This is a genomic window from Mesorhizobium subarcticum (assembly GCF_055456085.1).
Window position 1 is genome coordinate 355866 of record NZ_CM144237.1, and the last position, 26593, is coordinate 382458.

Genomic DNA, 26593 nt, shown 5'->3' on the forward strand with positions numbered 1-26593 from the left:
GGTCAGCGCAGCCGCAGCCCTTTTTCGTCGAACAGGTAGGATTTGCGGATGGAAACGGTGACTTCGGAGGTGGTGGGCACCTTCGCCGCGTCGCGCTGGATCACCACGTCTTCGCCATTGGCCGTTCGGGCGTAGAGAAAGCTGGTGCCGCCGAGATGCTCGACCACGTCGATGGCAACGACGAGGTCGGTGTCGCCTTCCCCTGAACTGCCGAAATGTTCGGGCCGCACGCCAACGATGACCTTGCTGCCTGTTTCAGGCGCGGCATCCACCAACGGCTGCGTGATGCGGGTCCGCTCCTGGCCGGCAAGCTCGACCGTGACACTGCGCGTGTTGCGCCCGACAACACGGCCGTTGATAAAATTCATTTTCGGCGAGCCGACAAAACCAGCCACGAACTGGTTATCGGGATTGTCGTAGAGATCGAGCGGCCGGCCGATCTGCTCGATATGGCCAGCGCGCAGCACGACGATCCGGTCGGCGAGCGTCATCGCCTCGGTCTGGTCGTGGGTGACATAGATCATGGTGGTGCCGAGTTCCTTGTGCAGGCGCGAGATCTCGACCCGCATCTGGACGCGCAATTCGGCGTCGAGATTGGAGAGCGGCTCGTCGAACAGGAACACTTGCGGTTCGCGCACGATGGCGCGGCCGATGGCGACGCGCTGGCGCTGGCCGCCGGAGAGTTTTTTCGGGCGCCTGTCCATCAGTTCGCTGATGCGCAGGATTTCGGCCGCGCGCTTCACCCGCCGCTCGGTGTCGGCCTTGGGGTTGCCGGTCATGCGCAGCCCGAAAGAGAGATTCTGCTCGACGCTCATATGCGGATAGAGCGCGTAGGACTGGAAAACCATGGCGATGCCGCGGTCGGCCGGCTCGACATCGTTGACCAGCTTGCCGCCGATGGCGATCTCGCCGCCGCTGATGTCCTCGAGCCCGGCGATCATCCTGAGCAGCGTGGACTTGCCGCAGCCGGACGGGCCTACGAAGACGACGAACTCGCCGTCCTTGATGTCCATGTTGGCGCCATGGACGACCTCGAACGCGCCGAAGCGCTTGATGACATTGTTGAGGGTGACGGTTGCCATGCTGCCCCTTACTTGACGGCGCCGGCGGCGATGCCGGCGATGAAATGGCGCTGCAGGAGCACGAAGACGATGAGCATCGGCACCGTCAGCATCACGGCGCCCGCCATGATGCCGCCCCACGACACTTTGGTGAGGCCGATCAGCGTGCCGAGCGCCACCGGCGCCGTCATCGAACCCGGCTGGCTGTTGATCAAAAGCGGCCACAGATAATTGTTCCAGGAGGCGAGGAACAGGATGATGGCGAGCGCGGCCAGCATCGGCCGCGCCAGCGGCAACGCGACGAACAGGAAGATGCGCCACTCCTTCACGCCTTCAACGCGGGCGGCGTCGAACAAATCGTCCGGCATCATCGAAAAACTCTGGCGCATGAACAACACGCCGAGCGAATTGAACAGCGGTGGCACGATCAGCGCCACCCAGGTGTTGGCGAGCTGGAAGTCGCGCGCCACCATGATGAATTGCGGGATGAGCACCACCGCATAGGGCAGCGTGATGGTGCCGAAGATGATGCCGACGACCACGCCCTTGCCGAAGAACTGGTAGCGCTCCAGCGCCCAGCCGGCCATCGACGTCAGCAGCACCGACAGGATGGTGTAGGTCACCGCCACCGAGACCGAGATGCCGATGGCGCCGACGAAGTCGGTATCGCGCTGCAGATTGTTGAAATTGTCGATGAAATTGCCATGCGGCAGAAGTTCGATGCCGGGGCTGAAGATGCCGTTGTCGGGCATGGTCGAGAACACCACCATCATCCACAGCGGAAACAGCCAGATCAGGGCCAGCGGGGTGAGGAAAAGATGCAGCGCAATGCTTCGCCTCAGGCGAGCGGAGGAGAGCGAGCTCATTGCTTTTCCCTCGTCAGCCACAGTTGCACCAGGGTTATCGCGATCGCCAGCGCCGCCATGGTGTAGGCGACGGCCGAGGCGTAGCCGAAATTGAGCGACCGGAACCCTTGGCGGTAAAGCAGCAGGCCGAGCGTCTCGGTGCCGCCGCCTGGTCCGCCGCGCTCGGTGATCAGGAACGGCTCGGTGAACAGCTGCATGGTGCCGATGATCGACAGCACCAGGCAGAAGACGATGACGGGCTTCAGCAGTGGCAGGGTGATGTAGAAGAACTGCTTGAGCTTGCTGACGCGGTCGAGCGTCGCCGCCTCATAGACGTCCTCGGGGATGGATTGCATGCCGGCGAGCAGGATGATGGCGTTGTAGCCGGCCCAGCGCCAGGTGACCGCGATCATGATCAGCGCCATGGCCGGCGTGACATTGGAGAACCAGTCGATCTTGGGCAGTCCGATGCTGTTGAGGAGCTTGTTGACGATGCCGAAGTCGAGGCTGAACATCAGCCGGAACACCGCCGAATAGGCGACCTCGCCGACCACCACAGGAGCAAAGAAGGCGAAGCGGTAAAGACCCCTCGCCTTCAACAGCGGCGAATTCAAAAGCACCGCCATCACCATGGCCAGCGCGATCATCACCGGAACCTGGATGACGAGGATGAGCAGCGTGTTCTTCAGCGCGTTGAAGAAGGCTGAGTCGCCGATCAGCCGGCCCCAGTTGAAGCCGGGCGCGAAACGCCAGGGCACGGTGCGCGTCGCCTGGAACGAGATCATGAACGAGGAGATGATCGGCCACACCCAGAAAACGGAGAAGATAAGCAGATAGGGCGCTAGGAAACGATAGGCCGTGGCATTGCGGTTGCGCATCTTGCTCCTCCTTCTCCCCGATGTTTCAGACAAGCTCGCAGGCGTAGGGTCCGGGCGGCACAAGCCGTCCCGGACCCCATCCTTGGGAGGTTATGATTTGACCGGCAATCCGGTCGCCGCGGCGATCTGTTTTGCAGCGTCGTCGAGTGCTGCCTTGGCGTCGGGATAGCCGCCGCCCAGATATTTGGTCTGCACCGCGCGCACGATGATTTCGGCATCGCTCTGGAACTGCGTGCCGCGGCTGGGAACGACCTTGGGCAAGGTGCCCAGAATATCCTTCCACACCGCCTGGCCACCCCAGTAGGGCAGGCCTTGGCTGACGTATGGGTCGTTCAGCGCCGAGACCAGCGAGGGGACGAGGCCGAACTCCTTCAGCATGGTGATCTGGCCTTCATTGGTTCCGAGTGTGTATTTCAGATACTCGTAGGCCGCTTCCTTGTTCTTCGAGGCCGAGGTGATGGCCAGCGACGAGCCGCCGAGATTGGCGGCGCGCGGGCCATCGGCGGTCAGGCTTGGCATCAGGTAGACGCCCCATTTGCCGTTTTCGCCGGCCGATTCGGTGCGGATGGTGCCCTCATACCAGCCGCCATAGACCTGGGTGGCGACGGTGCCTGCCGTGTTGTTGGTGATCTTGGTGCCCCAGTCGGCGGACGAGACGATGCCGGCGTCCTTCATCTCCTTGACCTTGGTCATGGCGTCGACGCATTTGGGCTGGTTGACCGTGATCGACTGGCCGTCCTCGGCGAAATAGGCGCAGCCCTGTTCGTTGGAGATCATGCGGAAGAATTCGCTGTCGCCGTTGAAATCGGCATTGGTCATCGACACGCCCGGATTGGCGGCCTGGACCTTCTTGCCGGCGGCGATGAAATCGTCCCAGGTCTTGATCGATGCCGGGTCGACGCCGGCCTTCTCGTAGAAGTCGCGGCGGTAGAAGGCGGCGACCGGGCCGGAATCCCACGGCATGGCATAGGCCTTTTCGCCGACCTCGAGCTCGGTGCGTTTGAAATCGGGGTATTTCTTCTGGTCTTCCGCCGTGTAGCCCAGCGTGTGCAGGTCGACGAAACAGTCGGGGAACTGGCTCCAGTAATTCTCGGCCTCGCCATTCTCGATGGTGACGATGTCGGGCAGGCCGACGCCGCCGGCGGCACAGCCGGCGATCGACTTGTCGTAGGTCGGCTGGTTGCCGAGATCCTGGACGGTGACCTTGATGTCGGGATGCAACTTGTTGAAGCCGGCAATTGTCGCCTTCAGCGAGGAGGCGGCGATGTTCCAGCTCCAGATGGTGATTTCGCCGGACTGCGCGAAGGCCGGGGCTGAGCCCAGGGCAAGCGCTAGCGCGGCGCAAGTCAGTGTGATGCGCATTGAAATCCTCCCATTTCATTTGCTCTCTCTGCGAGCCCGGCTAGACTATGCAGCGTGGAAGGCTTGTCCCCGACAAAGGGAATACGGAATTGGCGGAAAGTAAGATGCCCGAACGGCCGTTTTACCAGCCAGGCGCCAGCAGCGTGGAAGGCCTGCCGCTGCTCCTGCAGATGTTTCACACCGCTCCGCTGGTGATGCTGAAGCCGCATTGGCATGCCCAGGTGGAGGTGAATTTCATCGTGCGCGGCAGCGTGCATTACCGCATGAACGACCACGAAATCTCCCTTTCGGCCGGCGAGATGTGCTTCTTCTGGGGCGGCCTGCCGCACCAGATGGACGATCTCTCCGACGACGCCGTCTACGCCGGCGCGCATCTGCCGCTGGTGCATTTCTTCCGGCTGCATCTGCCGGCCGACGTGCGCCACCGGCTGATGACCGGCGCGACGCTGGTGACCAGCGCCACCGATCAGTCCGACAACGACAATTTCGCCCGCTGGAACCGCTATGCCCGCTCGGGCGACCCGGCCAAGGCTGAGCACGCCGTCAACGAACTTCTGCTGCGGCTGGAGCGGGTGCGGTTCGAGCCTTACCGGCTGGTGCCCGAAACCGCGGCCGGACAGGACGCCGGCAGCCCCTTCGACCAGCAATCGTCGCGCAATGTCGGGCGCATGTGCGATTTCATCGCCGAAAATTTTCTCTACGACATCGACTGCATGAACATTGCCGGGGCGGCCGACATCCATCCCAAATACGCCATGAGCCTGTTCAAGAAATCGACCGGCATGACGCTCAACGAGTATGTCAACCTGTTGCGGCTGAGCTACGCGCAAGCGCTTTTGATGCACCAGGACGCCAATGTGCTGCGCGTCGCCATGGATTCAGGCTTCGGCTCGCTCAGCGCCTTCAACAAATCCTTCCGCAAGCTGGCCGGGATGTCGCCTTCGGATTTTCGTAAGGGTCTGCCAAGCGCCAGGTAGAAGTGATGGCCGGCTGCCGCTTGCCTGTTGAGGTAAGCGCTTTGCGGCATCTCGATCGTCGGCTAAGAGAGGATCCGGCAGTTGCAGTGCGTCATGGCGGCGCCGTGACAGAGGTCAAAGGGCCGAAAGGGGCCAGCCAGCGCGCCATTGCGGTGATGAAAGCGCCTGAGGAAGCCGCCCTTTCCACGGCCTCGCTTTTCCTGCCGGAAATCGCCACCTAGGCGCTGGACAGGCGGAATTCCCGTGCTATAACCCACGCGCTTTCAAGGGGCGCCCCACGGCGCCTTGATGAAATCCGGTCAACGCAATTTCGTCTGCCGGACAGGCCCAGGTAGCTCAGTTGGTAGAGCAGCGGACTGAAAATCCGCGTGTCGGTGGTTCGAATCCGCCTCTGGGCACCATTTTTCCGAATAAATTCATCCACCGACCACCCCGTCGTTTTGGCCGGCTGGCCCAACGCGACGCGCCCAGCGAAACAACTTTGCTCCTATCGGCGCCGATAGGGATTCAATTTGCTTGGCGCACCCCCATCCCTAGGGCAAACTTCCCATGGGGCTGCAGGAGGTGAAATGAGAGCACGTGCAGCGACGCTGGGGGATCTCGAGGATGTCTTCCATGGCCTGTCCAAGCGGATGTCGGACGAATACGCTGCGGCCGGCAAGGACAGCAAGGTCGCCTACGACAATCTGATGATGAATTTGAAGGAAGGCCGCGCGCACGCGTTGGTCGAGGGCGAGAAGGCCGTGGCGATCATCGCCTGGCATGAGAACAGCGATGCCGCCGATACGCTGTTTGCCGCGCAGGAGGATTTCTTCCGCGCCTCGACCGTGCGTTTCTGCAAGCGGCATATCAGGCACATCCAGGCGCTCGCCGGCAACCTTCCCATCCACTCGCGCAGCTGGCTGCAGGGGCCTGACGTCGCCAGATGGTTCGGCGTCATCGGCTATGTCGAGAGCGGCCAGGAGAATGGCGCCAACCTGTTTGAGCTGCCGCCGGCCCGTCCCGCATAGACCGTCAAAACCACTATGAGGTGAAATCGGCCATTCGGGCGGATACCTCAGCATTCAATGAAACTGTCCGACGCGATCTCGCGGAGACGCTCGTTCACATCACCCAGCTTGGCATGACATACGAGCCTCGTTGATTTCCAGGCGCTTCCTGCGACTATCGGCCTATATGATTGCTGCAGATAGAGGTCGAAACAAATGTATCCCGAAGATTCCGATCATGTCTTCGTCGACCTCGTACCCGAGCAATTTGGCGAATCGGAAAGCATCGTGGCGCGATATCGCGGGCTTGTCGCCACCGCCTTTCGCTATCGATCCGGCGTTGCCGGTCTTCGCATCAGCAATGCGCAAGGCGAAATCGTCATGCTGCCGTTCCAGGGGCAGCAGATTTGGGACGCAACGTTCCTCAACCGCTCGCTGACCATGCGCTCGATGTTCGACGAGCCGGTTGCGACCCGGGATTATCTCTCCAACTACGGCGCGTTCTTCATTCATTGCGGCGCCACCGCTATGGGCAATCCGGGTCCGGTCGACCACCATCCGCTCCACGGTGATCTGCCCAATGCGCCCTACCGGGACGTGCAATTGATCGTCGGCAGTAATTCCGAGGGGCCTTTCATGGCGCTGACGGGACGCTGCCGACAGACCGTCGCCTTCAGCCACGACTACATGATGAAACCTACGGTGTTGCTGCAACTCGACGCCAGCAGCGTCAATGTCGATGTCAGCATCATGAACCTGAAAAATTCGCCCATGGATCTGATGTATCTTGCGCACATCAATTTCAGGCCTGCGGACAATGGGCGTCTGGTCGACACCGTAGCAGATGATTCCACGGACATTGTCGTGCGCCAAGTGCTTCCGCCCTTTTTCACGCCGAGCGAAAGCTACCTTGCCTACCGTGATGCCGTAGTCGCCGATCCGTCTCGGCATCGTCTGCTGACCAAGGGCGAGCCGATCGACCCCGAACTCGTATTGACAATGAAGGCAAAGGCGGATGCCGAGGGCTGGGCGCACGCACTGCAGGTCCACCCTGACCGGACAGCGGATTTCGTCAGCTTTCGTCCATCCGAGCTCAACTATGCCGTTCGCTGGATCACGCGCGGCGCCGACCAGGATGCGCTTGGCCTCGTGCTGCCGGCAACCGCCGAGCCCGACGGCTATCTTGCGGCCAAGGAAAGAGGCCGCCTTGTTCGCGTCGCCGCTGGGGAAACATTCCACTGCGGCTTGCGCTTTGGCGCGATGGACGCGGAGGATGCCGCAAGGCAGGAACAGTTGATTTCAGAGATTCGGACCGGAGTCACCTAGCATTCATCCCTGACCGCGAACGCCGCCTGCACGGCACGGTTGACCGTCACCGGCAGGATCGACATGTGGTTTTCGCCGGCGTGCAGCTCGAAGCTGGCGCGGACGCCTGGCAAGGCGTCGAGACGCTGTGCCATTTCTCGAGCGAATTCGTCGGTGCATGTCAGCTTTTTCTGCTGCAGGCGCTTTTCCTCGTCGTCGGCCCCGATCTGGAACGGCGCCAGCTTTTCGGTCTCGTATTCGCCGGCCGACAGGATCACATCCGCGGTCAGACCTGCGGGGATAGCCGCCTCGAAGCCTTCGAGATGGCGGTCGATGGCGCGGTCTTCCCAATAGATGGCAGGGCTGGCCGCAATGAAGGTGCGGAACGAATGCGGGCGTGTGAACAAAGCGTAGAGCGCAAAGAGGCCGCCGAAGGAATGGCCGTAGAGCGCCTGGCGCCTCTCGTCGATCCTCGTCCGGCTGGCGACCCATGGCTTCAGCTCATCCTCGATGAAGGCCAGGAACTGTCCTGCCCCGCCGGTCCTGACTTCGGGCGTGCCCCCGCAGAAGGGCGGATAGGTCTTGCCCGGCGGCGGGCCGAGGTCCCATGAGCGGCGCAGCGGATCATAGGCACCCTCGACGGGATAGCCGATGGCGACAATGACACCCCAGTCGACATTGGTACCTAGGGGATAGAAGGCCTGCGCCCGCATGGCGTCGACCGCCGTGCCGATGACGGCGTTGCCGTCGGTCATGTAAAGCACCGGCCAGCCGGCTTCGGGCGCCGGCTCGGACGGCACATGCAGAAACGCCCGCCAGGGCGCGCCGCCATCGGCCGGCACGAAGTCATGCACCGTGGTGTCGGCGATCGTGGCGGCCGTCTCAAGCAGTGGTTTTGTCATCGGCGTCTCCTGCAGCGAATATGAAGCGTCAGCGGCGGCGCAAGAGCCACATCAGCACCGGGCCGCCGATCAGCGTGGCGACGATGCCGGCCGGGATCTGGCGCGGGAAGATGGCGGTGCGGCCGACCCAGTCGGCGCAGACCATGATCAGCGCGCCGGCGAGCACCGCGCCGACGGCTTGCGGCAGCGCGCGCGACAGGCCGAGCCGACGCGCAAGGTGCGGCGCCATCAGGCCGATGAAGGTCAGCGGTCCGACCACAAGCGTCGAGGCGGCGGTGAGCGCGGCAACCATCAAAAGCACCAGCAGCCGCGTCGCGTGCAGGTTGATGCCGAGGCTTTGCACTGCGGCCGACCCAAGCGGCAGCATGTCCAGCCAGCGCATGAAGAGCGGTGCGATCAGGAACAGGCAAGAGGCAATCGTCGAGGTGAAAAAGGCCGAACCCGCATCGACGCCATAGGTCGAACCGGTGAGCCAGTTCAGCAAGAGCATGGCGCGCGGGTCACCCGTGGCGGTGAGCACCAGGATCAGCGCGTCGAACAACGCCGTCAGCGCGACCCCGGCCAGCAGCAGCCGCTCCGGCGCATAGGCGGCACGGCGGCCAATGGCCAGCGTCACCAGAAGCGCGGCGAAGGCGCCGATGGTGGCGGCGGCGGTCTGGACGGGGCGACCGGCATCGGACAGCGAAAAAAGCGCCACCATCATGCCGAGCGCGGCACCGGCGCTGATGCCAAGCACTTCGGGACTGGCCATCGGATTGCCGGTCAGCCGCTGCATCATCAGCCCGGCCAGCGCCAGCATGGCGCCGGCGGCAAGGGCTGCGGATACGCGGGGCAGCCGCCAGGACAACAAGGGCTGCAGCTGATCGCCGGCAGCGAATGTCCAGCCATGCGGCCCCGGTGCGTAAAGCAAGGCCAGCCCGAGCAGCACAAGCAGGAGGCCGCCGAACGCCGCCAGCACGAGGCCGGAATGGCGGGCGCGCGGCAGACGCTCCGAACCGAGCATCGGCGTCTCAGTGCCAAGGGCGAGGCGCGGCAGCAGCCACAACAACAGCGGCGCGCCGAGAAGTGCCGTCATGGCGCCGGTCGGCAGCAGGTCGCCTTGCGGTCCGGTGGCGACCTGCACACCCTGGTCGACGGCCCACAGCAAGGCGCCGCCGATGAGCGGCGCCATCACCAGCTGCTGGCCAAGCCGGCGGGCGCCGCCGATGCGCGCAAGGGTGGCGGCGGCAAGGCCGACGAAGCCAATGACGCCGACAGCGGCGACGACGAAGGCGATCAGCGCGACCGCCGCCGCCAGTCCGGCGAAACGATAGGCGCCGAGCGGGACGCCGAGGCTGCGCGCACCCTCATCGTCAAGGCCAAGCAAGGTCAGCGGCCGCACCATCAGGCCGATCAGCAGCGCGGCGGCGGCCAGGCGCGGCAACAGCCACAGCGTCGTCGACCAATCCTGCTGGCCGAGCGAACCAGCGCCCCAGATGAACAGGCTGGCCAGCCATTCGTGCCGCAGCACCACCAGGGCCGCACCGATGGCGCCGGCATAGAGGCTGACGACAAGCCCGGCGAGCACCACCGCAAGTGGCGAAGCCTTTGTGCCAGGACAGCGCGAAGACCGCGGCAAGCGCGATGAAGGCGCCGGCAAGCGCCACCCATTCGCGACCGAAGGCGAGCAGCGACGGCGCAAGCAGCGTCGCCAGCGCCAGCGCCAGATAGGCGCCGGCCGAGACGCCGACGGTTTCAGGCGCAGCCAGCGGGTTGCGCAGGACCTGCTGCAGCACCGTTCCGGCCAGACCGAGAGCCGCGCCGCACAGAAGGCTGACGGCAAGCCTGGGCAGGAAGGCATAGTGGACGAGCACCTGCCGCATGTCCTCGACATCGGGGCTTGCGAGCGCATCGAGCCACAGCGCCGGCGACAATTGCACTGTTATGTTGGAGAGGGTCGCGGCAGCGGCAGCGCCAACAAGCCCGGCGCAAGGCAGGATCGCGCCTATGGGATACCTGTCTGAAATGCGAGGCGACGACGCAGGACCGGAGATGAGGCTGGCGCTGTCGGACAAGATTGCTTGCTGCTCAGCCACCGGCGCGCTCCGCTGTCAGCGCCGCGGCCAGCAACCGGGCAAAACGGCGCGCCGAAGGCAGCGTGCCGAACATCAGAACGGGGGGCAGACGCATGATCGAGCGGTTGCGCACGAACGGCATGGCGTTCCAGACCGGGCTTTCGGTCAGCGTGCCGCCTGCCCCTTCGGGCAGGGGTTCGAGATAGGCAAGGCGGGCATCGCTTGATGTCGCCAGCCCATCGAAGCCGACGGTTGCAAATCCCCAGTAATTGGTCTCGCCGGTCCAGGCATTGCGGATGCCGATGCGGTCGAACACCGCCTGAAACAGGCTTTTTTCGCCATAGACGCGCACATTGCGCGGATCGAGGAAGTTGACGACGTAGACCGGCCGCGCCGAAAGCGGCGTCAGCCGCTGCCTGACATCGGAGAAACAGGCCTCCGTTGCCGCGATCAGTGCCTCCCCTTCGCTTTCCCTATCGACAAGCATTGCCAGTTGCCGGGTCGCCTCGATGGCGCGCTGATAGGGCTGACCATCCGGCGTGTAGATGCCGATCGTCGTCACCGGCGCCACGAGTTCGAGCAGCGGCTTGATGCCGTCGAGATAGGGGATGGAGAGGATGATGTCGGGGCGAAGCTGCTGCAGGAATTCGAGATTGGGTTCCAGGATCGTGCCGATATCGGCGACCTCAGGCGGCAGCTTCGGCTCGACCACCCACTTCTCCCACACCTCGCGGTCGGCAACGGCGACCGGCGTGACGCCAAGCATGAGCAAGGTCTCCGCCAGCCCATCGTCGAGACAGACGATGCGCAGCGGCTTCGCTTCAGCCACCTGTGGCATGAGTGCGGCCAAGGGCATCCCGAACAGAGCGAGTGCGCCGCGCCGGGTCATCCGGCCGCGCGAGCGATTGGCCGGGCCTGCCGGCTGAATCTCCTGGTCTGTTTCCAATTTGGCGTGCCTGTCTGTGGATTCTGGCGTCAAGCGGCTCTGCTGGTTGACTATGAAACATGACTTTCATAGTCAACATTGAAGATGCAGCTTGAGGGTCAACAATCCAGCCGGCACATGCCGGCGCTGCGACTCCCCGCCGCAGTCGCGCACCGCCCTGCCGGCACCGAATTGATCGGCGGCATCATGTTTTCCCCGCTAACACGGTGCATCTGGAACGGGATGACGGCGTGCCATCCGCGCGCTGACGCGTGTTGCATTCGAGCCATATGCCCGAAAAAGCGGTGACAAGCGCGGCCGGAACGTGTTGAAGATGACAGTCAACACGTGGAGGGGCGTGCGATCGGGTTGCACTCGGCAAGTGTTGATGGTTTGTTGCCGGGCAGCGGAGAACGAGTGATGCGAGAATCCATCGGTCAAGACGAATATGGGTCGGCGAACCCTTTCGATCCGGATGACCTGTCTAATTTGAACGCGATCGGGCCAGCCATTGGCGGCGGCAACGATTTCGAGAAATACGCGGTCGCCGTGATCATCGTGTTCGGCGCCCTGATCATTGGCGGGCTGATGGCCGCATCGATGACCTTCGGCCATCGCAACGGCTTCCTGTTCGCGCTTGGCGGCGCCACCTCGGCCTGGATCTCCGGAAATGCACTGTTGCTCGACCGGCCGCGCATCTACGCGCTGTTCGTCGGCATCGCCGCCCTGATGCTGATCGCATCGACCATCACATTGATTACGTGACGGCCCTTGCCCGGCTGTGAGCCGACGCCTGTCCCGGAGTCTACCTCGATATCAGTATCCAAGCGCCTCACCTGACGCGGCGCGGCTGTCGATGGCGCCGTTGTAGCGCGCCCCGCCGCCTTTCTCGATTTCCGCCAGGCTCTTGCCGCCAACGAGAATACCCGCCGCCTGGCCCCAGGTCTGGTCACTCAGGTCGAGGTGGTAACCCATGCCGGCCAGCAATCTTTCGGTGTCCGGCGACAGGCCGAACGGCTCGACATAGACCGTATCGGGCAGCCATTGATGGTGGATGCGCGGCGCGTCGATGGCCTCCTGGATATTCATGCCATGGTCGATGACATTGATGATCGCTTCCAGCGTGATGGTGATGATGCGCGAGCCGCCCGGGCTGCCGATGACCATGAACGGTTTGCCGTCCCTGGCGACGATGGTCGGGCTCATCGATGACAGAGGCGTCTTCTTCGGCTGGATGGCGTTGGCCTCGCCCTGGACCAGCCCATAGAGGTTGGGCACGCCCGGTTTCTGGGTGAAATCGTCCATTTCGTTGTTGAGCAGGATGCCGGTGCCATCGGCGACAACGCCGGCGCCGAACGAGCCGTTCAGCGTATAGGTGACCGCGACCGCATTGCCGTCCTTGTCGATGATCGAATAGTGCGTCGTCTCCTTCGACTCGCCAAAACCCTTCGGCATGAGGTCCTGCGACACGCCGGCCCGGAACGGGTCGATCTTGTCGCGGATATCCTTGGCGTAGGTTTTGTCGAGCAGCTTCGAGACCGGGTTGTCGACGAAATCGGGATCGCCGAGCGCGGAATTGCGGTCGACATAGGCATGGCGCATCGCCTCGACCATGACATGCACCGTCTCGGCCGACCCGGCGCCGAGATAGGACAAGGGATAGCCTTCAAGCACGTTGAGGATTTCGCAGATGATGACGCCGCCGGAACTCGGTGGCGGCGAGGATGTGATTTCGTAGCCGCGATAGGTGCAGGTCACGGGTTTCAGCTCACGCACCGCATATTGCTCGAAGTCGGCCTTGGCCAGGATGCCGCCCTTGGCGCCGCTTGCCTTGACGATGGCGTCGGCGATGGCGCCTTTGTAGAAGGCATCGGGGCCCTTATCGGAAATGGCCGAGAGTGATGCGGCAAGGTCAGGCTGAGTGAGCCGCTCGCCGATGCCATACGGCTTGCCATCTGGTTTCAGGAAGGCAGCAGCGGCCGCCGGGTCCTTCGCCAGCCGGTCCGCGTTGGACGCGAAAAAAGCGGCATCGCCCTGATTGAGGATGAAGCCGTCCTTGGCATAGGCGATCGCCGGGGCCATCAAATCCTGTCTGGACAGTTTTCCATATTTTTCGCGCGCCATCTCGAAACCCGCGACAGAACCCGGCACGCCGACCGCGAGATAGCCGTCCAGGCTGGCGCCCTTCACCGGATTGCCGTCCTTGTCGAGATACATGGTTTTCGTGGCCGCCAGCGGCGCGCGCTCGCGAAAATCGAGGAAGGTGGATTTACCATCGGCGAAACGAATGGTCATGAAGCCGCCGCCGCCAATATTGCCGGCATTGGGGTAGACGACGGCCAAGGCATAGCCGACCGCGACCGCCGCATCGACGGCATTGCCGCCCTTCTTCAGCACCTCAACGCCGACTTCCGACGCCAGATGCTGGGCCGTCACGACCATGCCGTGCTCGCCCTTGGCCGGCGCGGGTGATGCGGCGAGCGTCACCTGCAGTGGCGCTATGACAAAAGCCAGGGAGAGACTAACGGCGATCAGTGTCCGACGGATGGGATGCATGGCGGTGCTCCTGGACGAGATGCCCAGAAGAGCCCGTTGCCGCGGCCGAGTCCACCATCAATGGTGGGCCAGCCGGATCAATTCAGATGTCAGACGTGTCAGACAATCCCGCCCGAACCGCCCGCAACCGCCGGTCGTTCCGCCGCGACCTTCGCTCGGTAGCCCGCTGCCCGGTAGGCCGCGACCGGATCGATGGCGCCGCCGGTTTTGAGCCGCGCCATGGCCAGGATCGGCTCGACATCGGTGCGGTAGGCTATTTTCAGCGTCTGCGTCGCCATCAGCGCGTCATTGCCGTCCTGAAAACCTTCGAGCGTCTTGCGGTCGACCAGCAGCGCCTGCGCATAGGCGCGCTGCACCTCGACCGCAGACAGCATCAGGCTTTCGATCGGGTCGGTGACGTTGTGGCTCTGGTCGAGCATGTGGGCGGGCTCAAACCCTTCGGCGCTGGACAGCTCGGCATCGACCAGTTCGTTGAAGACCAGGAACAGGCGGTAGGGATCGATCGAACCGGCGTCGAGATCGTCGTCGCCATATTTCGAATCGTTGAAGTGGAAGCCGCCGAGTTTCTTGAACTGGATCAGCCGCGACACGATCATCTCGATGTTGACGTTGGGCGCGTGGTGGCCGAGGTCGACGAGGCAGAAAGCCTTGTCGCCCAATTCCTTGGCGATCAAATAATTGGTGCCCCAGTCCTGCACCACGGTGGAATAGAAGGCCGGTTCGTACATCTTGTGTTCGCTGAACAGTTTCCAGTCGGCGGGCAGGCCGGCGTAGATGTCCTTCATGGCGTCGAGGTAGCGCTCGAACGCCTTGGCGAAATTGACCTGGCCGGGGAAGTTCGAGCCGTCGCCGATCCATACGGTCAAAGCCTTGGAGCCAAGCGTCTTGCCGATCTCGATGCATTCAAGATTGTGCTCGACCGCCTGGCGGCGCGTGCCGGCGTCGGCATGCGACAGCGAGCCGAACTTGTAGGAAAGCGTCTGGTCCCTGGCATCCGAGAAGGTGTTCGAATTCATGGCGTCGAAGCCGAGGCCGAAGCGCGAGGCCGCCTGCTTCAGCCGGTTCGGATCAGCCTTGTCCCACGGAATGTGCAGGGAGACGGTCGGTGTCGCCTGCGTCAGCTGCTGGATGACGGCGCAATCCTCGATCTTGTCGAAGATGTCGCGCGGCTCGCCGGCGCCGGGGAAGCGGGCAAAGCGGGTTCCGCCGGTGCCGACGCCCCAGGAGGGGATGGCCACGGCGAATTTTTCGACCTTGTCGCGGATGGCGTCAATGGCGATGCCGCGACGGACCAGGCGCTCGCCGAGTGAGGCGTAGTCGCGGTCGAGGTCAGCCTTGCGGGTGGCGTTGTGGCTGGCGACGAGGTCGGTGGAGATAATGGTTTCGGACAAGTGCTGGTTCCTCCCAAATGCGTTCCGTCAGCGCTGCCCCTCATCCGGCCCTTCGGGCCACCTTCTCCCCGTGAACGGGGAGAAGGGAGAAGGCCTAGCGCGTAAAGCTCTGCGCGTTGCCGGCGTCGACGTTGATGATGTTGCCGGTCGACTTGGCCGACATGTCGGAGGCCAGGAAATAGATCGCTTCGGCGATGTCTTCGGGGAAAACCGAGCGCTTTAGCATCGAGCGCGAGCGGTAGTGCTCTTCGAGGTCGTCGGTCGACATCTTGTAGGCTGCGGCGCGCTGTTCCTTCCACTCGCCCGTCCAGATCTTCGAGCCGCGCAGCACCGCGTCCGGATTGACGACATTGACCCGGATCTGGGCCTCGGCACCCTCCAGCGCAAGACAACGTGCGAGGTGGATCTCGGCGGCCTTGGCGGTGCAGTAGGCGGCGGCGTTCGGCGAGGCGGCAAGGCCGTTCTTGGAGGCGACGAAGACGACGTTGCCGCCGATCTTCTGCACCCTGAACAACCGGAATGCTTCCCGCGAGACCAGGAAATAGCCGGTCGACAATATGTCCATGTTCTTGTTCCACAGCGCCAGCGTCGTCTCCTCGATCGGCGCCGAGGAGGCGAGGCCAGCGTTGGACACCAGAATGTCGATGCCGCCGAACTCGACCGCCGTCTCGGCGAAACCAGCGATGACCTGTTCCTCCGAAGTGACGTTGATCAGCACCGGGCGGACGAAGTCCTTGCCGTAGGCTTTTGCGAGCTCGTCATTGGCGCCGGCGAGCGCTGTTTCGTCGATGTCGGCGAGCACGACGCAAGCGCCTTCGCGCAGCAGCCGGTTGGCCGTGGCACGGCCGATGCCACCGGCACCGCCGGTGACCAACGCGATCTGGCCGGCGAGCGATTTCGGCTTCGGCATGCGCTGCAGCTTCAGGTCTTCAAGCAGCCAGTATTCGATATCGAAGGCTTCCTGGGCGGGCAGGCCGACATAGGACGAGACGGTCGAGGCGCCGCGCATGACGTTGATGGCGTTGACGTAGAACTCGCCCGAGATGCGCGCGGTGGCCTTGTCGCCGGCGAAGGTGAACATGCCGACGCCGGGCATCAGATAGACCACGGCGTTGGGATCGCGAATAGCAGGCGAATCCGGATGTTTGCAGCTGTCGTAATAGGCCTGGTAGCCGACACGATAGGCGGCAACATCGTCGGCAAGGCGAGCGATGACGGCATCGACATCAGGCTTGGCCGGATTGAATTCGATGACCAGCGGGCGGATCTTGGTGCGCAGGAAATGGTCCGGGCATGAGGTGCCAAGCGCCGCCAGTGGGCGCAAATCCTTGGAGTTGACGAATTCGAGCACGGCGGCGGAATCGTCGAAATGGCCAAGCTTGTGGCTCTTCTCCGAAATCAGGCCACGGATCCTCGGCATCAGTTTCGCCGCAATGGCGCGGCGCTCAGTGGCGTCGAGTGATTTGACGACTTCGCCCCCAAAAATCGCCAGTCCTTCGGAACGGCGCTCGAACCACTCGATCGCCTGATTGATCACCGAAATCGTCGTTTCGTAGCATTCCTTGGGCGTGTCACCCCAGGTGAACAGGCCATGGCTTTCCAGGATGACACCCCTGGCAGCGGGGTGTTCAACGCAGAATTTCTCCAGCCACAGGCCGAGTTCGAAGCCGGGGCGCTTCCACGGCAGCCAGCCGATGGCGTCGCCAAAGATTTCCTTGGTCAGCGCTTTGGAATCTTTCGCTGCGGCAATGGCGATGATGGCGTCGGGATGCATGTGGTCGACAAAGGGCTTCGGCACATAAGCGTGCAGCGGCGTGTCGATCGAGGCCGCGCGCGGATTGAGGTTGAAGGTGCAGTGGGGCAGATATCCCACCATCTCGTCCTCGTGCTCGACGCCGCGATAAAGGCCTTTGAGCGCGCGCAACTTGTCCATGTAGAGCGTGGCAAAGCCGTCGAGCTTTATCGACGCGCTGTCGCCGCCTGAGCCCTTGACCCAGAGTACTTCGACATCAGCGCCGGTGAGCGGGTCCTTCTGCTGGATTTTCGAAGAGGTGTTGCCGCCGCCATAGTTGGTGACGCGCTTGTCGGAGCCGAGCGTGTTCGAGCGATAGACCAGAAGCTCGGGGCCGCTCATCCCTTGGGCTTTCGCATCGTCCCACAGATTGGCAAGGCGCGAGCCGGAGCGCTTGTCGAGCATAGGTATCCTCCCTGGGACGCAAAAAGCCGCAGTCCGTTTTGTCGGGAATGTCTACGCAAGCAGGCCTGATGTCAATCACAAACGATCAAGATCGAGCATATTGCACTGCACAATGAAATTATATGATCGGAAATGATTGACACTGCTCGTTTTGGGTGCCTAGATGGCTAGGCAGGGAGGAACCATGCACGAAAAAGAGCGCCACAGGATCATTCTGTCCGCCGTCCAGGAAAAACCTGTGGTGACGGTGCAGGAGATGGTCGACCTGACGGAGTCCTCCGAGGCGACGATCCGGCGCGATATCGCGGCTCTTCACGTGCAAAAGCGCCTGCGCCGTGTGCGCGGCGGCGCCGAGGCAATCTCGCCGCCACAGTTCATCGGCCTGGCCGGCCGACCCTTTTCCGTCAACGAAACGATCAACGCTTCGCAGAAGCGAGCGATCGCACGAGAGGCGGTCGAGTTGTGCGGGGACGGCGAGCCGATCATCATCAATGGCGGCACCACCACCTTCCAGATGGTGCATTTCCTGACCGGCCGCCGCATGCCGATCTTCACCAATTCGTTCCCGATCGCCGAGCATCTGCTCAAGCACTCCAAGAACACGGTGATGCTGTCGGGCGGCACCATCTACCGCGAGCAAAACATCATCCTGTCGCCCTTCGACAATGACGTGACGCGCAATTTCTATGCGCGCCGCATGTTCATGGGCGCGCAAGGGCTCGGGCCGCTCGGGCTGATGGAAGGCGATCCGCTGTTGATCCAGGCCGAGCAGAAATTGATCGACCAGGCCGATGAGCTGGTGGTGCTGGTCGACTCTTCGAAATTCCGCAAACGCTCGAGCCTGATCCTGTGCGGCCTGTCGCGCATCGCCACTGTTATCACCGATGATGGCATCGAGGACCGGGAAGCCAAGATGTTGGAGACCGCTGGTGTGACGCTGATCGTCGCCCGAAAGTCGGCGAAGGAAGAATCTTCACTGCAGGCCTGAGAGACCCTCACGCCGCAGCGACGATGGAATGCAACGCTCAAGGGAGGATATACGATGAGCTTTTTGAAGAAATTGATGGTGACGGCCGCATTCTCGGCCGCCATGTTCGTGAATGCCGCCTACGCTGAAAACGTCAAGATCGCGCTGGTGGTGAAGTCGCTCGGCAACGGCTTCTTCGATGCCGCCAACAAGGGCGCCGAAGAGGCGGCCAAGGAACTCGGCGATGTCGACATCATCTACACCGGCCCAACCAAGGCGACCGCCGAAGCGCAGATCGAAGTGGTCAATTCGCTGATCGCGCAGAAGGTCAACGCCATCGCCATTTCGGCCAATGATGCTGACGCGCTGGTGCCGGTGCTGAAGAAGGCCATGGAGCGCGGCATCACCGTCATCTCCTGGGATTCGGGCGTCGCCAAGGAAGGCCGCCAGCTTCACCTCAACCCGTCTGACACCGGCCTGATCGGCGAGACCATCATCAAGCTCGCCGCCGACTATCTGCCGGAAGGCGGCGACGTCGCCATCCTGTCGGCCTCCTCGACCGCGACCAACCAGAACGCCTGGATCGACGCGGCCAAGAAAATCCTGCCGGAGAAGTTCCCCAAGATCAAACTCGTCGCCACCGTCTATGGCGATGACGACTCGGCCAAGAGCACCGACGAGGCCAAGGGCCTTCTGAAGTCCTATCCGAACCTCAAGGCGATCATCGCGCCGACCACCGTCGGCGTCGTTGCCGCTGCCCAGGTCGTCACCGATGAAGGCCTGATCGGCAAGGTCAATGTCACCGGCCTGGCGCTGCCGTCGGAGTTCAAGAAGTTCATCGACAACGGTTCGAGCCAGGCGGTCGCCCTGTGGAACCCGATCGACCTCGGCTACTCCGCCGTCTACCTCGCCCATGACCTGGCGGTGAAGAAGGACGAAGCCAAGCCCGGTGCCACGCTGTCGATCGGCCGCGTCGGCAAGGTCACACTCGACGACACCAACTCGGCTGCGATGGCTCCGCCCTTCCAGTTCGACAAGTCCAACATCGAGAAGTTCTCCAAGATCTATTGATCCTGGCATCCTTCGAGTTGACGCGGCGGGGCTCAGGCTCCGCCGCGACTTCAAACAGACCTTGTTTCAGGGCTTGATACGGATATGGACACGACAGCCCAGCACGGCACGGTGAAGGAGGAGCCCCCGGCTCCTGCCCCTCGCCTGACGCTGTCCGGCGTCTCCAAGAGCTTTCCCGGCGTGCGGGCGCTGCACAATGTCAGCCTGTCGCTCTATCCCGGCGAGGTAACCGCACTCATCGGTGAAAACGGCGCCGGCAAGTCGACGCTGGTCAAGATCATGACCGGCATCTACCAGCCCGATGCGGGCACGATCAGCATCGACGGTCAGGCGGTCACCCTGCCCAGCGCGCACGCCGCCTTCGGCCACGGCGTCACCGCCATCCATCAGGAAACCGTGCTGTTCGACGATCTGAGCGTCGCCGAAAACATCTTTCTCGGCCACGCACCACGCTCTCGTTTCGGTACCATCGACTGGCGGACCATGCGCAAAAATGCGCGCGAAGTGCTGGACACCATGCATGCCGGCCATATCGATGCCGACGCGCGGTTGAAGGACCTCGGCATCGCCAACAAGCATCTCGTCGCTGTGGCGCGGGCGATGTCGATCGACGCGCAGATCGTCATCATGGATGAGCCGACCGCGGCGCTCTCCATGAAGGAAATCGAGGAGCTTTTCCTGCTGATCGAGTTCCTCAAGAGCGAAGGCAAGGCGATCCTGTTCATCAGCCACAAGTTCGACGAGATTTACCGGATCGCCGACCGCTACACGGTGTTCCGCGACGGCGAAATGGTCGGCGAAGGCCTGATTAGGGATGCCGGCCAGAGTCAGATCGTGCGCATGATGGTCGGCCGCTCGGTCGACCACATCTTCCCACAACGCAAGGCAGAGATCGGCGCGCCGGTGCTCACCGTCTCCGGCCTGTCGCACCCGACAGAATTCAACGATATCGGTTTCGAACTGCACAAGGGTGAAATCCTCGGCTTCTACGGCCTGGTCGGCGCCGGGCGCAGCGAGGTGATGCAGGCGATATCGGGCATCACCCGCACCTCAGGCGGCACGATCACGCTCGAAGGCAAGACGATCGCGCCGAAATCGGCGGCGGATTCGATCGAGGCCGGCATCGTCTACGTGCCGGAAGAACGCGGCAAGCAAGGCGTGGTGATCGGCCTGCCGATCTTCCAGAACGTCTCGCTGCCCTCGCTCAAGCGCACCTCCAAATCCGGCCTGCTGCGGCTGTCGGAGGAGTTTGCGCTCGCCCGCTCCTACACCGAGCGGCTTGACCTCAGGGCGTCCTCGCTCAGCCAGGATGTCGGCACGCTTTCCGGCGGCAACCAGCAGAAGATCGTCATTGCCAAATGGCTGGCGACCGCGCCCAAGGTGATCATCCTGGACGAACCGACCAAGGGCATCGACATCGGCTCCAAGGCCGCCGTGCATGGCTTCATGGCCGAACTGGTGGCACAGGGCCTGTCGGTGATCATGGTGTCGTCGGAACTGCCGGAGATTCTCGGCATGTCCGACCGCGTCGTCGTCATGCGCGAAGGCCTTGTCGCGGCGGTCTACGATAACAAGGGACTGGACGCCGAGACGCTGGTCAGGACCGCAGCGGGGATCGCGGCATGAAGGCTTTCCTGAAATACCGCGAGATCTGGCTGGCTGCCGCCATCATCGTGCTGATCGGGCTGATCTCGACACGCTTTCCGGCCTTTGCCGATCCAGGCAATCTGCGCCAGGTGTTCAACGACACATCGATCCTGATGATCCTGGCGCTCGGCCAGATGGTCGTCATCCTGACGCGGTCGATCGACCTGTCGATGGCGTCCAATCTCTGCTTCACTGGCATGGTGGTGGCCATGCTGAATGCAGCACACCCCGGGATCCCGATCCCGCTGCTGATCGTCATCGCACTGGTGGTCGGGCTGGTGCTTGGCGCCATCAACGGACTGTTGGTGTGGCGGCTGAACATCCCCTCGATCGTGGTGACATTGGGCACGCTCACCATCTATCGCGGCGCCACCTTCGTCCTGTCCGGCGGCGCCTGGGTCAACGCCGACAAGATGAGCCCAGATTTCATCGGCTTCCAGCGCGCCGCCTTCCTCGGCATTCCGGTGTTGTCGTGGATCGCCATCCTGGTCATCGTGCTGTTCTTCATCCTGATGACACGCACCGCACTCGGCCGTTCGATCTATGCGATTGGCGTCAATCCGACGGCGTCGGTCTATACCGGCATCGATGTCGGGCGGACCAAATTCATCGTCTTCTGCATCTCCGGCATGGTCGGCGGCCTTGCCGGTTATCTCTGGATCTCGCGTTACGTGATCGCTTCGGTCGAGGTCGCGAACGGCTATGAGCTCAACATCATCGCCGCCTGCGTCATCGGCGGCATCTCGATCGCCGGTGGTATCGGCTCGGTCGGCGGCGCGGTGCTGGGCGCACTGTTCCTCGGCATCATCTCCAACGCGCTGCCGGTCATCAACATCTCGCCCTTCTGGCAGATGGCGATTTCAGGCAGTGCCATCATTCTCGCCGTCGTGCTCAATGCGCGTGGCGAACGCCAGCAGGGCCGAATCATCCTGAGAAAGGCGGAGGCGGCGACATGACCGACATCCCTGCCCCGCGCCATATTCCCGACCGGCTCGACAAGCCATTCCGCTCGGCGATCTTTTCCTGGGAAGCGCTGCTGGTCGTGGTGGCGGTTGCCATCTTCGTTATCAACAGCTTCGCCTCGCCCTATTTCCTAGACCCCTATTCGCTGTCGGACCTGACCTTCAATTTCACCGAGAAGGGCCTGATCGCCTTTGCCATGGCATTGCTGATCATTTCGGGCGAAATCGACCTGTCGGTCGCCGCCATCATTGCGCTCGCCTCGACCATGATGGGCATGGCGGTGCAGGCCGGCGCGGACACGCCGACCCTGGTGCTGATCGGCGTCGTCGTCGGGCTCGTTTGCGGTGCCTTCAATGGGCTCTTGGTGACAAGGCTCGGCCTACCCTCCATCGTCGTCACCATCGGCACGATGAGCCTGTTTCGCGGCATCGCCTTCATCATCCTCGGCGACCAGGCCTACAAGGGCTATCCCGAAAGCTTCGCCTTTTTCGGCCAGGGCTATGTCTTGTGGGTGGTGTCGTTCGAGCTGGTGCTCTTCCTCATCGCGGCCGTCGTCTATTGGTTCCTGCTGCACCGCACGAGTTTCGGCCGTCGCGTCTTTGCCATCGGCAACAATCCGGTCGCCGCGCAGTTTTCCGGTGTCCGCGTCGGCCGCATCAAATTCATCCTGTTTTGCCTGACCGGTCTGATGTCGGGCATCGCCTCGGTGCTGATCACCTCGCGGCTCGGCTCGACGAGGCCGTCGATCGCGCAAGGCTATGAGCTGGAAGTCATCACCATGGTGGTGCTCGGCGGCGTCAGCATTCTCGGCGGCGCCGGCAGCATTGTCGGCGTCGTGCTCGCCGCCTTCATCATGGGGCTGGTGACCTTCGGACTTGGCCTGCTCAACGTGCCCGGCATCGTCATGTCGATCTTCATCGGCCTGCTGCTGATCATCGTCATTGCATTGCCGATCGTCTGGCGGCGGTTGCGTGGTAACAGCTGATGGCTGAGAAATACGCGTTCAAGATGAAGCTCAAGCCCGGCATGAAAGCCGAGTACAGGAAGCGCCATGACGAGATCTGGCCGTCGCTGGTGGCGTTACTGAAGCAAGCCGGCGTCTCCGATTATTCGATCCATCTCGATGAGGAGACCAACATCCTGTTCGGCGTGCTGTGGCGGCGTCACGATCACGGCATGGATGACCTGCCGAAGCACCCGGTGATGCAGCGCTGGTGGGCCCACATGGCCGATATCATGGAGACCAAGCCGGACAACGAGCCGCTGGCCATGCCGCTGGAAACAATGTTCCATACGGCATGAGTGCGATCCGCCATATCGCCGTCATCGACATCGGCAAGACCAACGCCAAGGTGGCGCTGGTCGACCTCGTTACGATGAGCGAAGTCGCACTGCGCCGGACTGCCAATGCGCCAGTCGGGCGGACGCCCTACCCGCATCACGATGTCGAGGCGCTGTGGACCTTCATCCTCAACAGTCTGGCCAGTCTCAACCGCGAACAGCGCATCGACGCGATTTCAATCACAACGCACGGCGCAACCGGCGCGCTGGTCGATGCCGCGGGCGAACTGGTGTTGCCTGTCCTCGACTACGAGTTCGACGGACCCGACAGGCTTTCGGCAGAGTATGATGCAATCCGCCCGCCCTTTGCCGAGACCGGTACGCCGCGCCTGCCGCTCGGCCTCAATCTCGGCGCGCAGTTCTTCTGGCAGCAGAAGCGCTTTCCGTTTGAGTTCGCCAGGGCTGCCGCGATGCTGATGTACCCGCAATACTGGGCACTGCGGCTCACAGGAGTGGCCGCCAACGAAGTAACGTCGCTCGGCTGCCACACCGATCTGTGGAACCCGTGGAGTGCTGACTTTTCGACGATGGTCGACCGTCTGGATTGGCGCGAGCTGATGGCGCCGGTGCGGCCGGCGAGGGATCGGCTCGGCCCGATCCTGCCCGCGCACGCCGCGCGAACCGGGCTCGATCCGCAAACACCTGTGTTCTGCGGCTTGCATGATTCCAACGCTTCCCTGCTGCCGCATCTTCTCTCCGACGCGCAACCCTTCTCGGTCGTCTCGACCGGCACCTGGGTGGTGTCGATGGCCGTCGGCGGCCGAGAGGTTGCGCTCGATGCGGCGCGCGATACGCTGGTCAATGTCAGTGCGCTCGGCGCTCCCGTTCCCTCGGCCCGCTTCATGGGCGGCCGCGAATTTTCCGTGCTGACCGCTGGCAAGCCACAGGATGCCAGCGGAAGCGATGTGCTTGCAGTGCTGGCAAGCAAGACGTTGCTGCTGCCGTCAACCCAACAGGGGTCTGGACCGTTCCCGCATCATGCGGCGACGTGGCTCAATGCTGGAGATATGAACAAGGGCCAACGCTTCACCGCCATTTCATTCTATCTGGCGCTGATGACGGCGACCTGTCTCGATCTGATCGGCGCCGATGGCCCGACCACTGTCGAAGGGCCGTTTGCCCGCAACCGGCTGTTTGTCGGCATGCTGGCGGCGGCGACCGCGCGTAGCGTCGTCGCATCTGAGGCCGCAACCGGCACCAGCATTGGCGCAGCATTGCTGGCATCGGATCAGGTAACGACGCACGGCAAGGGCGAAAGAATAGAGCCGCCTACCGACCCGGTCTGGGCCGACTATGTCAGCGCATGGCGCACGGCGGTCAAAGCGCAGGGGTGATCACAGGATCCGCTTGCCGAAGGCCGACATGACGAAGTTGACCGTGTCGGTGGCGATCCTGGATTCCAGATTCGCGGTCATACCTGAAACATCCATCGACAGCAGACCGCCGGAGAGCGCGATCGCCTCCATCGCCTGATGCGTTTCGCGCACCGTCAGCCCACCGGAGCCAGCCGCCCAGCCGGCGAATTCGGTCGCTGTCGGCGAGTAGCTGACATGGAAACCTTGTGTGCCCGAGGTGGCGATGCGGATCGCCTCATGCATCAGGTCGCGCATGCCCATGGCGTCGATATCGGTCATGGTGAAGGCCAACACGCGAGAATCCTTCAGTACCCGCGCCTCGGCTGGATCGGCATGGCGCAGGCCAACGATGACGACATTTTCCGGCGACAGTTGCGGTTGCAGCGCGCCGGCCTTGTGGTCGAGTCCAAGGGTACGCGCCAGCACGGAAGCTTCCGGCAGGTCGATACCTTCCTCGTCCTCGGGCATCAGGGCGGCGATGGAATCGATCCAGATCAGGCCGAAAGAATGCGTCGCGCGCGCTGTCGCGGTCAGCGCCTTGTGGGCGATACGGCGATCGGCACCGGCGGCGAGCCGGATCAAGCCCGAAGGCGGCCGCTCGATATCGGCCAGTTCGACGACATCGAAATTCATGGCCTCCAGCCGCGCGCCGGTTCCCTCCCGGGCAAGGATGCCAGCGGCTTCCTGGTCAGCCGAGATCGACACCATCTTGCGGCCGGAAAAGTCGGCAACGTCGTGCATCGGGGCTTTTTCGACATATTCCGACGTCATCGCCAAAAGCATCGCGCCATAACTCATGCGAAAGGCGACGCGATCGCCGACGGTCGGCCGCGGATCGGCGTCCTGCACATCGAGCAACAGATGGTCGCTGGAGGCGCCGAGCACCCTGATCCCCCTGGCGATCGGCGTCAGCCCCTCGACCAGCACGTCCTCGCGGCCGATATTGGCGATGGCGCGCAGCCGGTCGCCTTCGTCTGGGAAGACCGGCTGGTTGCCGAAAGCATCGTAACCGGACTCGCCGATCGGCCGCGACGGCTTGAGCTTGACCTCGATGATGTCGCTGGTCAGGCGGCAGGCATCGGGTTCGAGTTCGGCCCACGGCACATCGCGGAAGGTTTCGACGCCGCCTTGCAGGATCGCCTCGCCGACCCTGAGATTGTTGATGCCGGCCGGTAGCTTGCCTTCGAGCAGCAGCGTCAGCGAGGACGAGGCGCCGCCGGAGATGAAGTCGAGGCTTTTGCCGGAAAGGCGCTCGGTCTTGTAGGCATGGGCAACGAGTTGCCCGAGATTCTCCGGCGTCGGCATGATGGCGCCGAAGCAGCCGAGATTGGTGCCGATGCCGGCAATGCGCACGCCCTTGAACTCGAGTATCCGCTCGACGGTGGGGATCAGGTCGCTCGGCCAGATGCCTTCGCGGAGATCGCCGAGATCGATCATCAGCATGATGTCGTGGACGCGGCCCATGCGCTCAGCGATACGCGAAATCTCGCGAATGGTGGCGAGTTCCGACTGCAAGCTGATGTCGACGGTGCGCACCACCTCCTCGACACGCGCCATGGGCGGGCTGCGCAGCAGCATGATCGGCGCGTTGATGCCGCTGTCGCGCAGCCGGCGGATATTCTCGAACCGCGATTCGGCGATGCCGGCGACACCGCCGCGTAGCATGGCGCGCGCCACTTGCGGCATGCCGCATGTACCCTTGGTGACGCCGAACACCTTGATATCCGACAGCGCGCAGCGTTCGACGATAGTGCGGGCGTTGCGCTCGATGCGGCCAAGGTCGATGGCAACTTGCGGTCCCGACATC

At 63.0% G+C, this 26593-nt stretch carries 21 protein-coding genes, 1 tRNA gene and 1 pseudogene; 12 read left to right on the forward strand and 11 right to left on the reverse strand.

The window, feature by feature from the left end; translation table 11 throughout:
• Positions 1 to 2: 2 nt before the first annotated feature.
• From ACZYHG_RS01670 to ACZYHG_RS01685, 4 genes are all read right to left on the reverse strand, one after another.
• Complete coding sequence (locus tag ACZYHG_RS01670) at positions 3 to 1082, reverse strand: ABC transporter ATP-binding protein (protein ID WP_464612265.1); 1080 nt, start codon at positions 1080 to 1082, stop codon at positions 3 to 5.
• Positions 1083 to 1090: 8 nt separating this feature from the next.
• Positions 1091 to 1927: a carbohydrate ABC transporter permease gene (locus ACZYHG_RS01675; RefSeq protein ID WP_464612266.1), complete on the reverse strand. Its 837-nt coding sequence runs from the start codon at positions 1925 to 1927 to the stop codon at positions 1091 to 1093.
• Positions 1924 to 2784: a carbohydrate ABC transporter permease gene (locus tag ACZYHG_RS01680; RefSeq protein ID WP_464612267.1), complete on the reverse strand. Its 861-nt coding sequence runs from the start codon at positions 2782 to 2784 to the stop codon at positions 1924 to 1926. The genes ACZYHG_RS01675 and ACZYHG_RS01680 overlap by 4 nt, the downstream gene beginning before the upstream one ends.
• Positions 2785 to 2874: 90 nt before the next feature.
• Complete coding sequence (locus ACZYHG_RS01685; RefSeq protein ID WP_464612268.1) at positions 2875 to 4146, reverse strand: extracellular solute-binding protein; 1272 nt, start codon at positions 4144 to 4146, stop codon at positions 2875 to 2877.
• A gap of 104 nt (positions 4147 to 4250) precedes the next feature.
• Between ACZYHG_RS01685 and ACZYHG_RS01690 the strand changes: the two genes are divergently transcribed.
• The 4 genes from ACZYHG_RS01690 (at position 4251) to ACZYHG_RS01705 (ending at position 7438) form a co-directional block, all read left to right on the forward strand.
• The gene (locus ACZYHG_RS01690; protein ID WP_464612269.1) at positions 4251 to 5123 is read left to right on the forward strand and encodes a helix-turn-helix domain-containing protein; all 873 of its coding nucleotides are present in this window, start codon (positions 4251 to 4253) and stop codon (positions 5121 to 5123) included.
• Between the two features lie 325 nt (positions 5124 to 5448).
• A tRNA-Phe gene (locus ACZYHG_RS01695) sits at positions 5449 to 5524 on the forward strand.
• Between the two features lie 168 nt (positions 5525 to 5692).
• Entirely contained in the window at positions 5693 to 6133 is a 441-nt protein-coding gene (locus tag ACZYHG_RS01700) for a hypothetical protein (RefSeq protein WP_464612270.1), read from the forward strand.
• Positions 6134 to 6328: 195 nt separating this feature from the next.
• Positions 6329 to 7438: a DUF4432 family protein gene (locus ACZYHG_RS01705; protein WP_464612271.1), complete on the forward strand. Its 1110-nt coding sequence runs from the start codon at positions 6329 to 6331 to the stop codon at positions 7436 to 7438.
• Here the strand turns inward: ACZYHG_RS01705 and ACZYHG_RS01710 are convergent.
• The 3 genes and pseudogenes from ACZYHG_RS01710 to ACZYHG_RS01720 form a co-directional block, all read right to left on the reverse strand.
• Positions 7435 to 8319, reverse strand: a complete 885-nt coding sequence (locus tag ACZYHG_RS01710; RefSeq protein ID WP_464612272.1) for an alpha/beta hydrolase — start codon at positions 8317 to 8319, stop codon at positions 7435 to 7437. The two genes, ACZYHG_RS01705 and ACZYHG_RS01710, sit on opposite strands and share 4 nt — an antisense overlap.
• A 28-nt stretch (positions 8320 to 8347) precedes the next feature.
• A pseudogene (fhuB, locus tag ACZYHG_RS01715) lies at positions 8348 to 10352 on the reverse strand (Fe(3+)-hydroxamate ABC transporter permease FhuB).
• A gap of 34 nt (positions 10353 to 10386) precedes the next feature.
• Positions 10387 to 11262 (reverse strand): ABC transporter substrate-binding protein, encoded by an 876-nt coding sequence (locus ACZYHG_RS01720; RefSeq protein WP_464614855.1) that lies wholly within the window; start codon positions 11260 to 11262, stop codon positions 10387 to 10389.
• 456 nt (positions 11263 to 11718) lie between these two features.
• Between ACZYHG_RS01720 and ACZYHG_RS01725 the strand changes: the two genes are divergently transcribed.
• Positions 11719 to 12063, forward strand: coding sequence for a hypothetical protein (locus ACZYHG_RS01725; protein WP_464614856.1), 345 nt, complete (start codon positions 11719 to 11721; stop codon positions 12061 to 12063).
• A 51-nt stretch (positions 12064 to 12114) separates the two neighbouring features.
• Here ACZYHG_RS01725 and ggt read toward each other — a convergent pair whose 3' ends face one another.
• The 3 genes from ggt to ACZYHG_RS01740 all read right to left on the reverse strand — a co-directional run bounded on the left by ggt (position 12115) and on the right by ACZYHG_RS01740 (position 17442).
• Entirely contained in the window at positions 12115 to 13854 is a 1740-nt protein-coding gene (gene ggt, locus ACZYHG_RS01730) for a gamma-glutamyltransferase (protein WP_464612273.1), read from the reverse strand.
• A gap of 98 nt (positions 13855 to 13952) precedes the next feature.
• Positions 13953 to 15245 (reverse strand): L-rhamnose catabolism isomerase, encoded by a 1293-nt coding sequence (gene rhaI, locus ACZYHG_RS01735; protein WP_464612274.1) that lies wholly within the window; start codon positions 15243 to 15245, stop codon positions 13953 to 13955.
• 94 nt (positions 15246 to 15339) lie between these two features.
• Positions 15340 to 17442: a bifunctional rhamnulose-1-phosphate aldolase/short-chain dehydrogenase gene (locus ACZYHG_RS01740; RefSeq protein WP_464612275.1), complete on the reverse strand. Its 2103-nt coding sequence runs from the start codon at positions 17440 to 17442 to the stop codon at positions 15340 to 15342.
• Between the two features lie 184 nt (positions 17443 to 17626).
• Between ACZYHG_RS01740 and ACZYHG_RS01745 the strand changes: the two genes are divergently transcribed.
• The 7 genes from ACZYHG_RS01745 (at position 17627) to ACZYHG_RS01775 (ending at position 24765) form a co-directional block, all read left to right on the forward strand.
• Positions 17627 to 18430, forward strand: a complete 804-nt coding sequence (locus ACZYHG_RS01745) for a DeoR/GlpR family DNA-binding transcription regulator (RefSeq protein WP_013897232.1) — start codon at positions 17627 to 17629, stop codon at positions 18428 to 18430.
• Positions 18431 to 18484: 54 nt separating this feature from the next.
• Positions 18485 to 19480 carry a rhamnose ABC transporter substrate-binding protein gene (gene rhaS, locus ACZYHG_RS01750; protein WP_027033096.1) on the forward strand — a complete coding sequence of 332 codons (996 nt, stop codon included), beginning with the start codon at positions 18485 to 18487 and terminating at the stop codon, positions 19478 to 19480.
• 84 nt (positions 19481 to 19564) lie between these two features.
• Entirely contained in the window at positions 19565 to 21106 is a 1542-nt protein-coding gene (locus tag ACZYHG_RS01755; RefSeq protein WP_464612276.1) for a sugar ABC transporter ATP-binding protein, read from the forward strand.
• The gene (locus tag ACZYHG_RS01760; RefSeq protein ID WP_464612277.1) at positions 21103 to 22083 is read left to right on the forward strand and encodes an ABC transporter permease; all 981 of its coding nucleotides are present in this window, start codon (positions 21103 to 21105) and stop codon (positions 22081 to 22083) included. The genes ACZYHG_RS01755 and ACZYHG_RS01760 overlap by 4 nt, the downstream gene beginning before the upstream one ends.
• The gene (locus ACZYHG_RS01765; RefSeq protein ID WP_464612278.1) at positions 22080 to 23075 is read left to right on the forward strand and encodes an ABC transporter permease; all 996 of its coding nucleotides are present in this window, start codon (positions 22080 to 22082) and stop codon (positions 23073 to 23075) included. The genes ACZYHG_RS01760 and ACZYHG_RS01765 overlap by 4 nt, the downstream gene beginning before the upstream one ends.
• The gene (gene rhaM, locus ACZYHG_RS01770; RefSeq protein ID WP_464612279.1) at positions 23075 to 23392 is read left to right on the forward strand and encodes an L-rhamnose mutarotase; all 318 of its coding nucleotides are present in this window, start codon (positions 23075 to 23077) and stop codon (positions 23390 to 23392) included. The genes ACZYHG_RS01765 and rhaM overlap by 1 nt, the downstream gene beginning before the upstream one ends.
• Positions 23389 to 24765, forward strand: coding sequence for an FGGY-family carbohydrate kinase (locus tag ACZYHG_RS01775; RefSeq protein ID WP_464612280.1), 1377 nt, complete (start codon positions 23389 to 23391; stop codon positions 24763 to 24765). The genes rhaM and ACZYHG_RS01775 overlap by 4 nt, the downstream gene beginning before the upstream one ends.
• On the opposite strand, the gene ACZYHG_RS01780 is transcribed toward ACZYHG_RS01775, so the two are convergent.
• Positions 24766 to 26592 (reverse strand): alanine racemase, encoded by a 1827-nt coding sequence (locus tag ACZYHG_RS01780; RefSeq protein WP_464612281.1) that lies wholly within the window; start codon positions 26590 to 26592, stop codon positions 24766 to 24768.
• Position 26593: the final 1 nt, after the last annotated feature.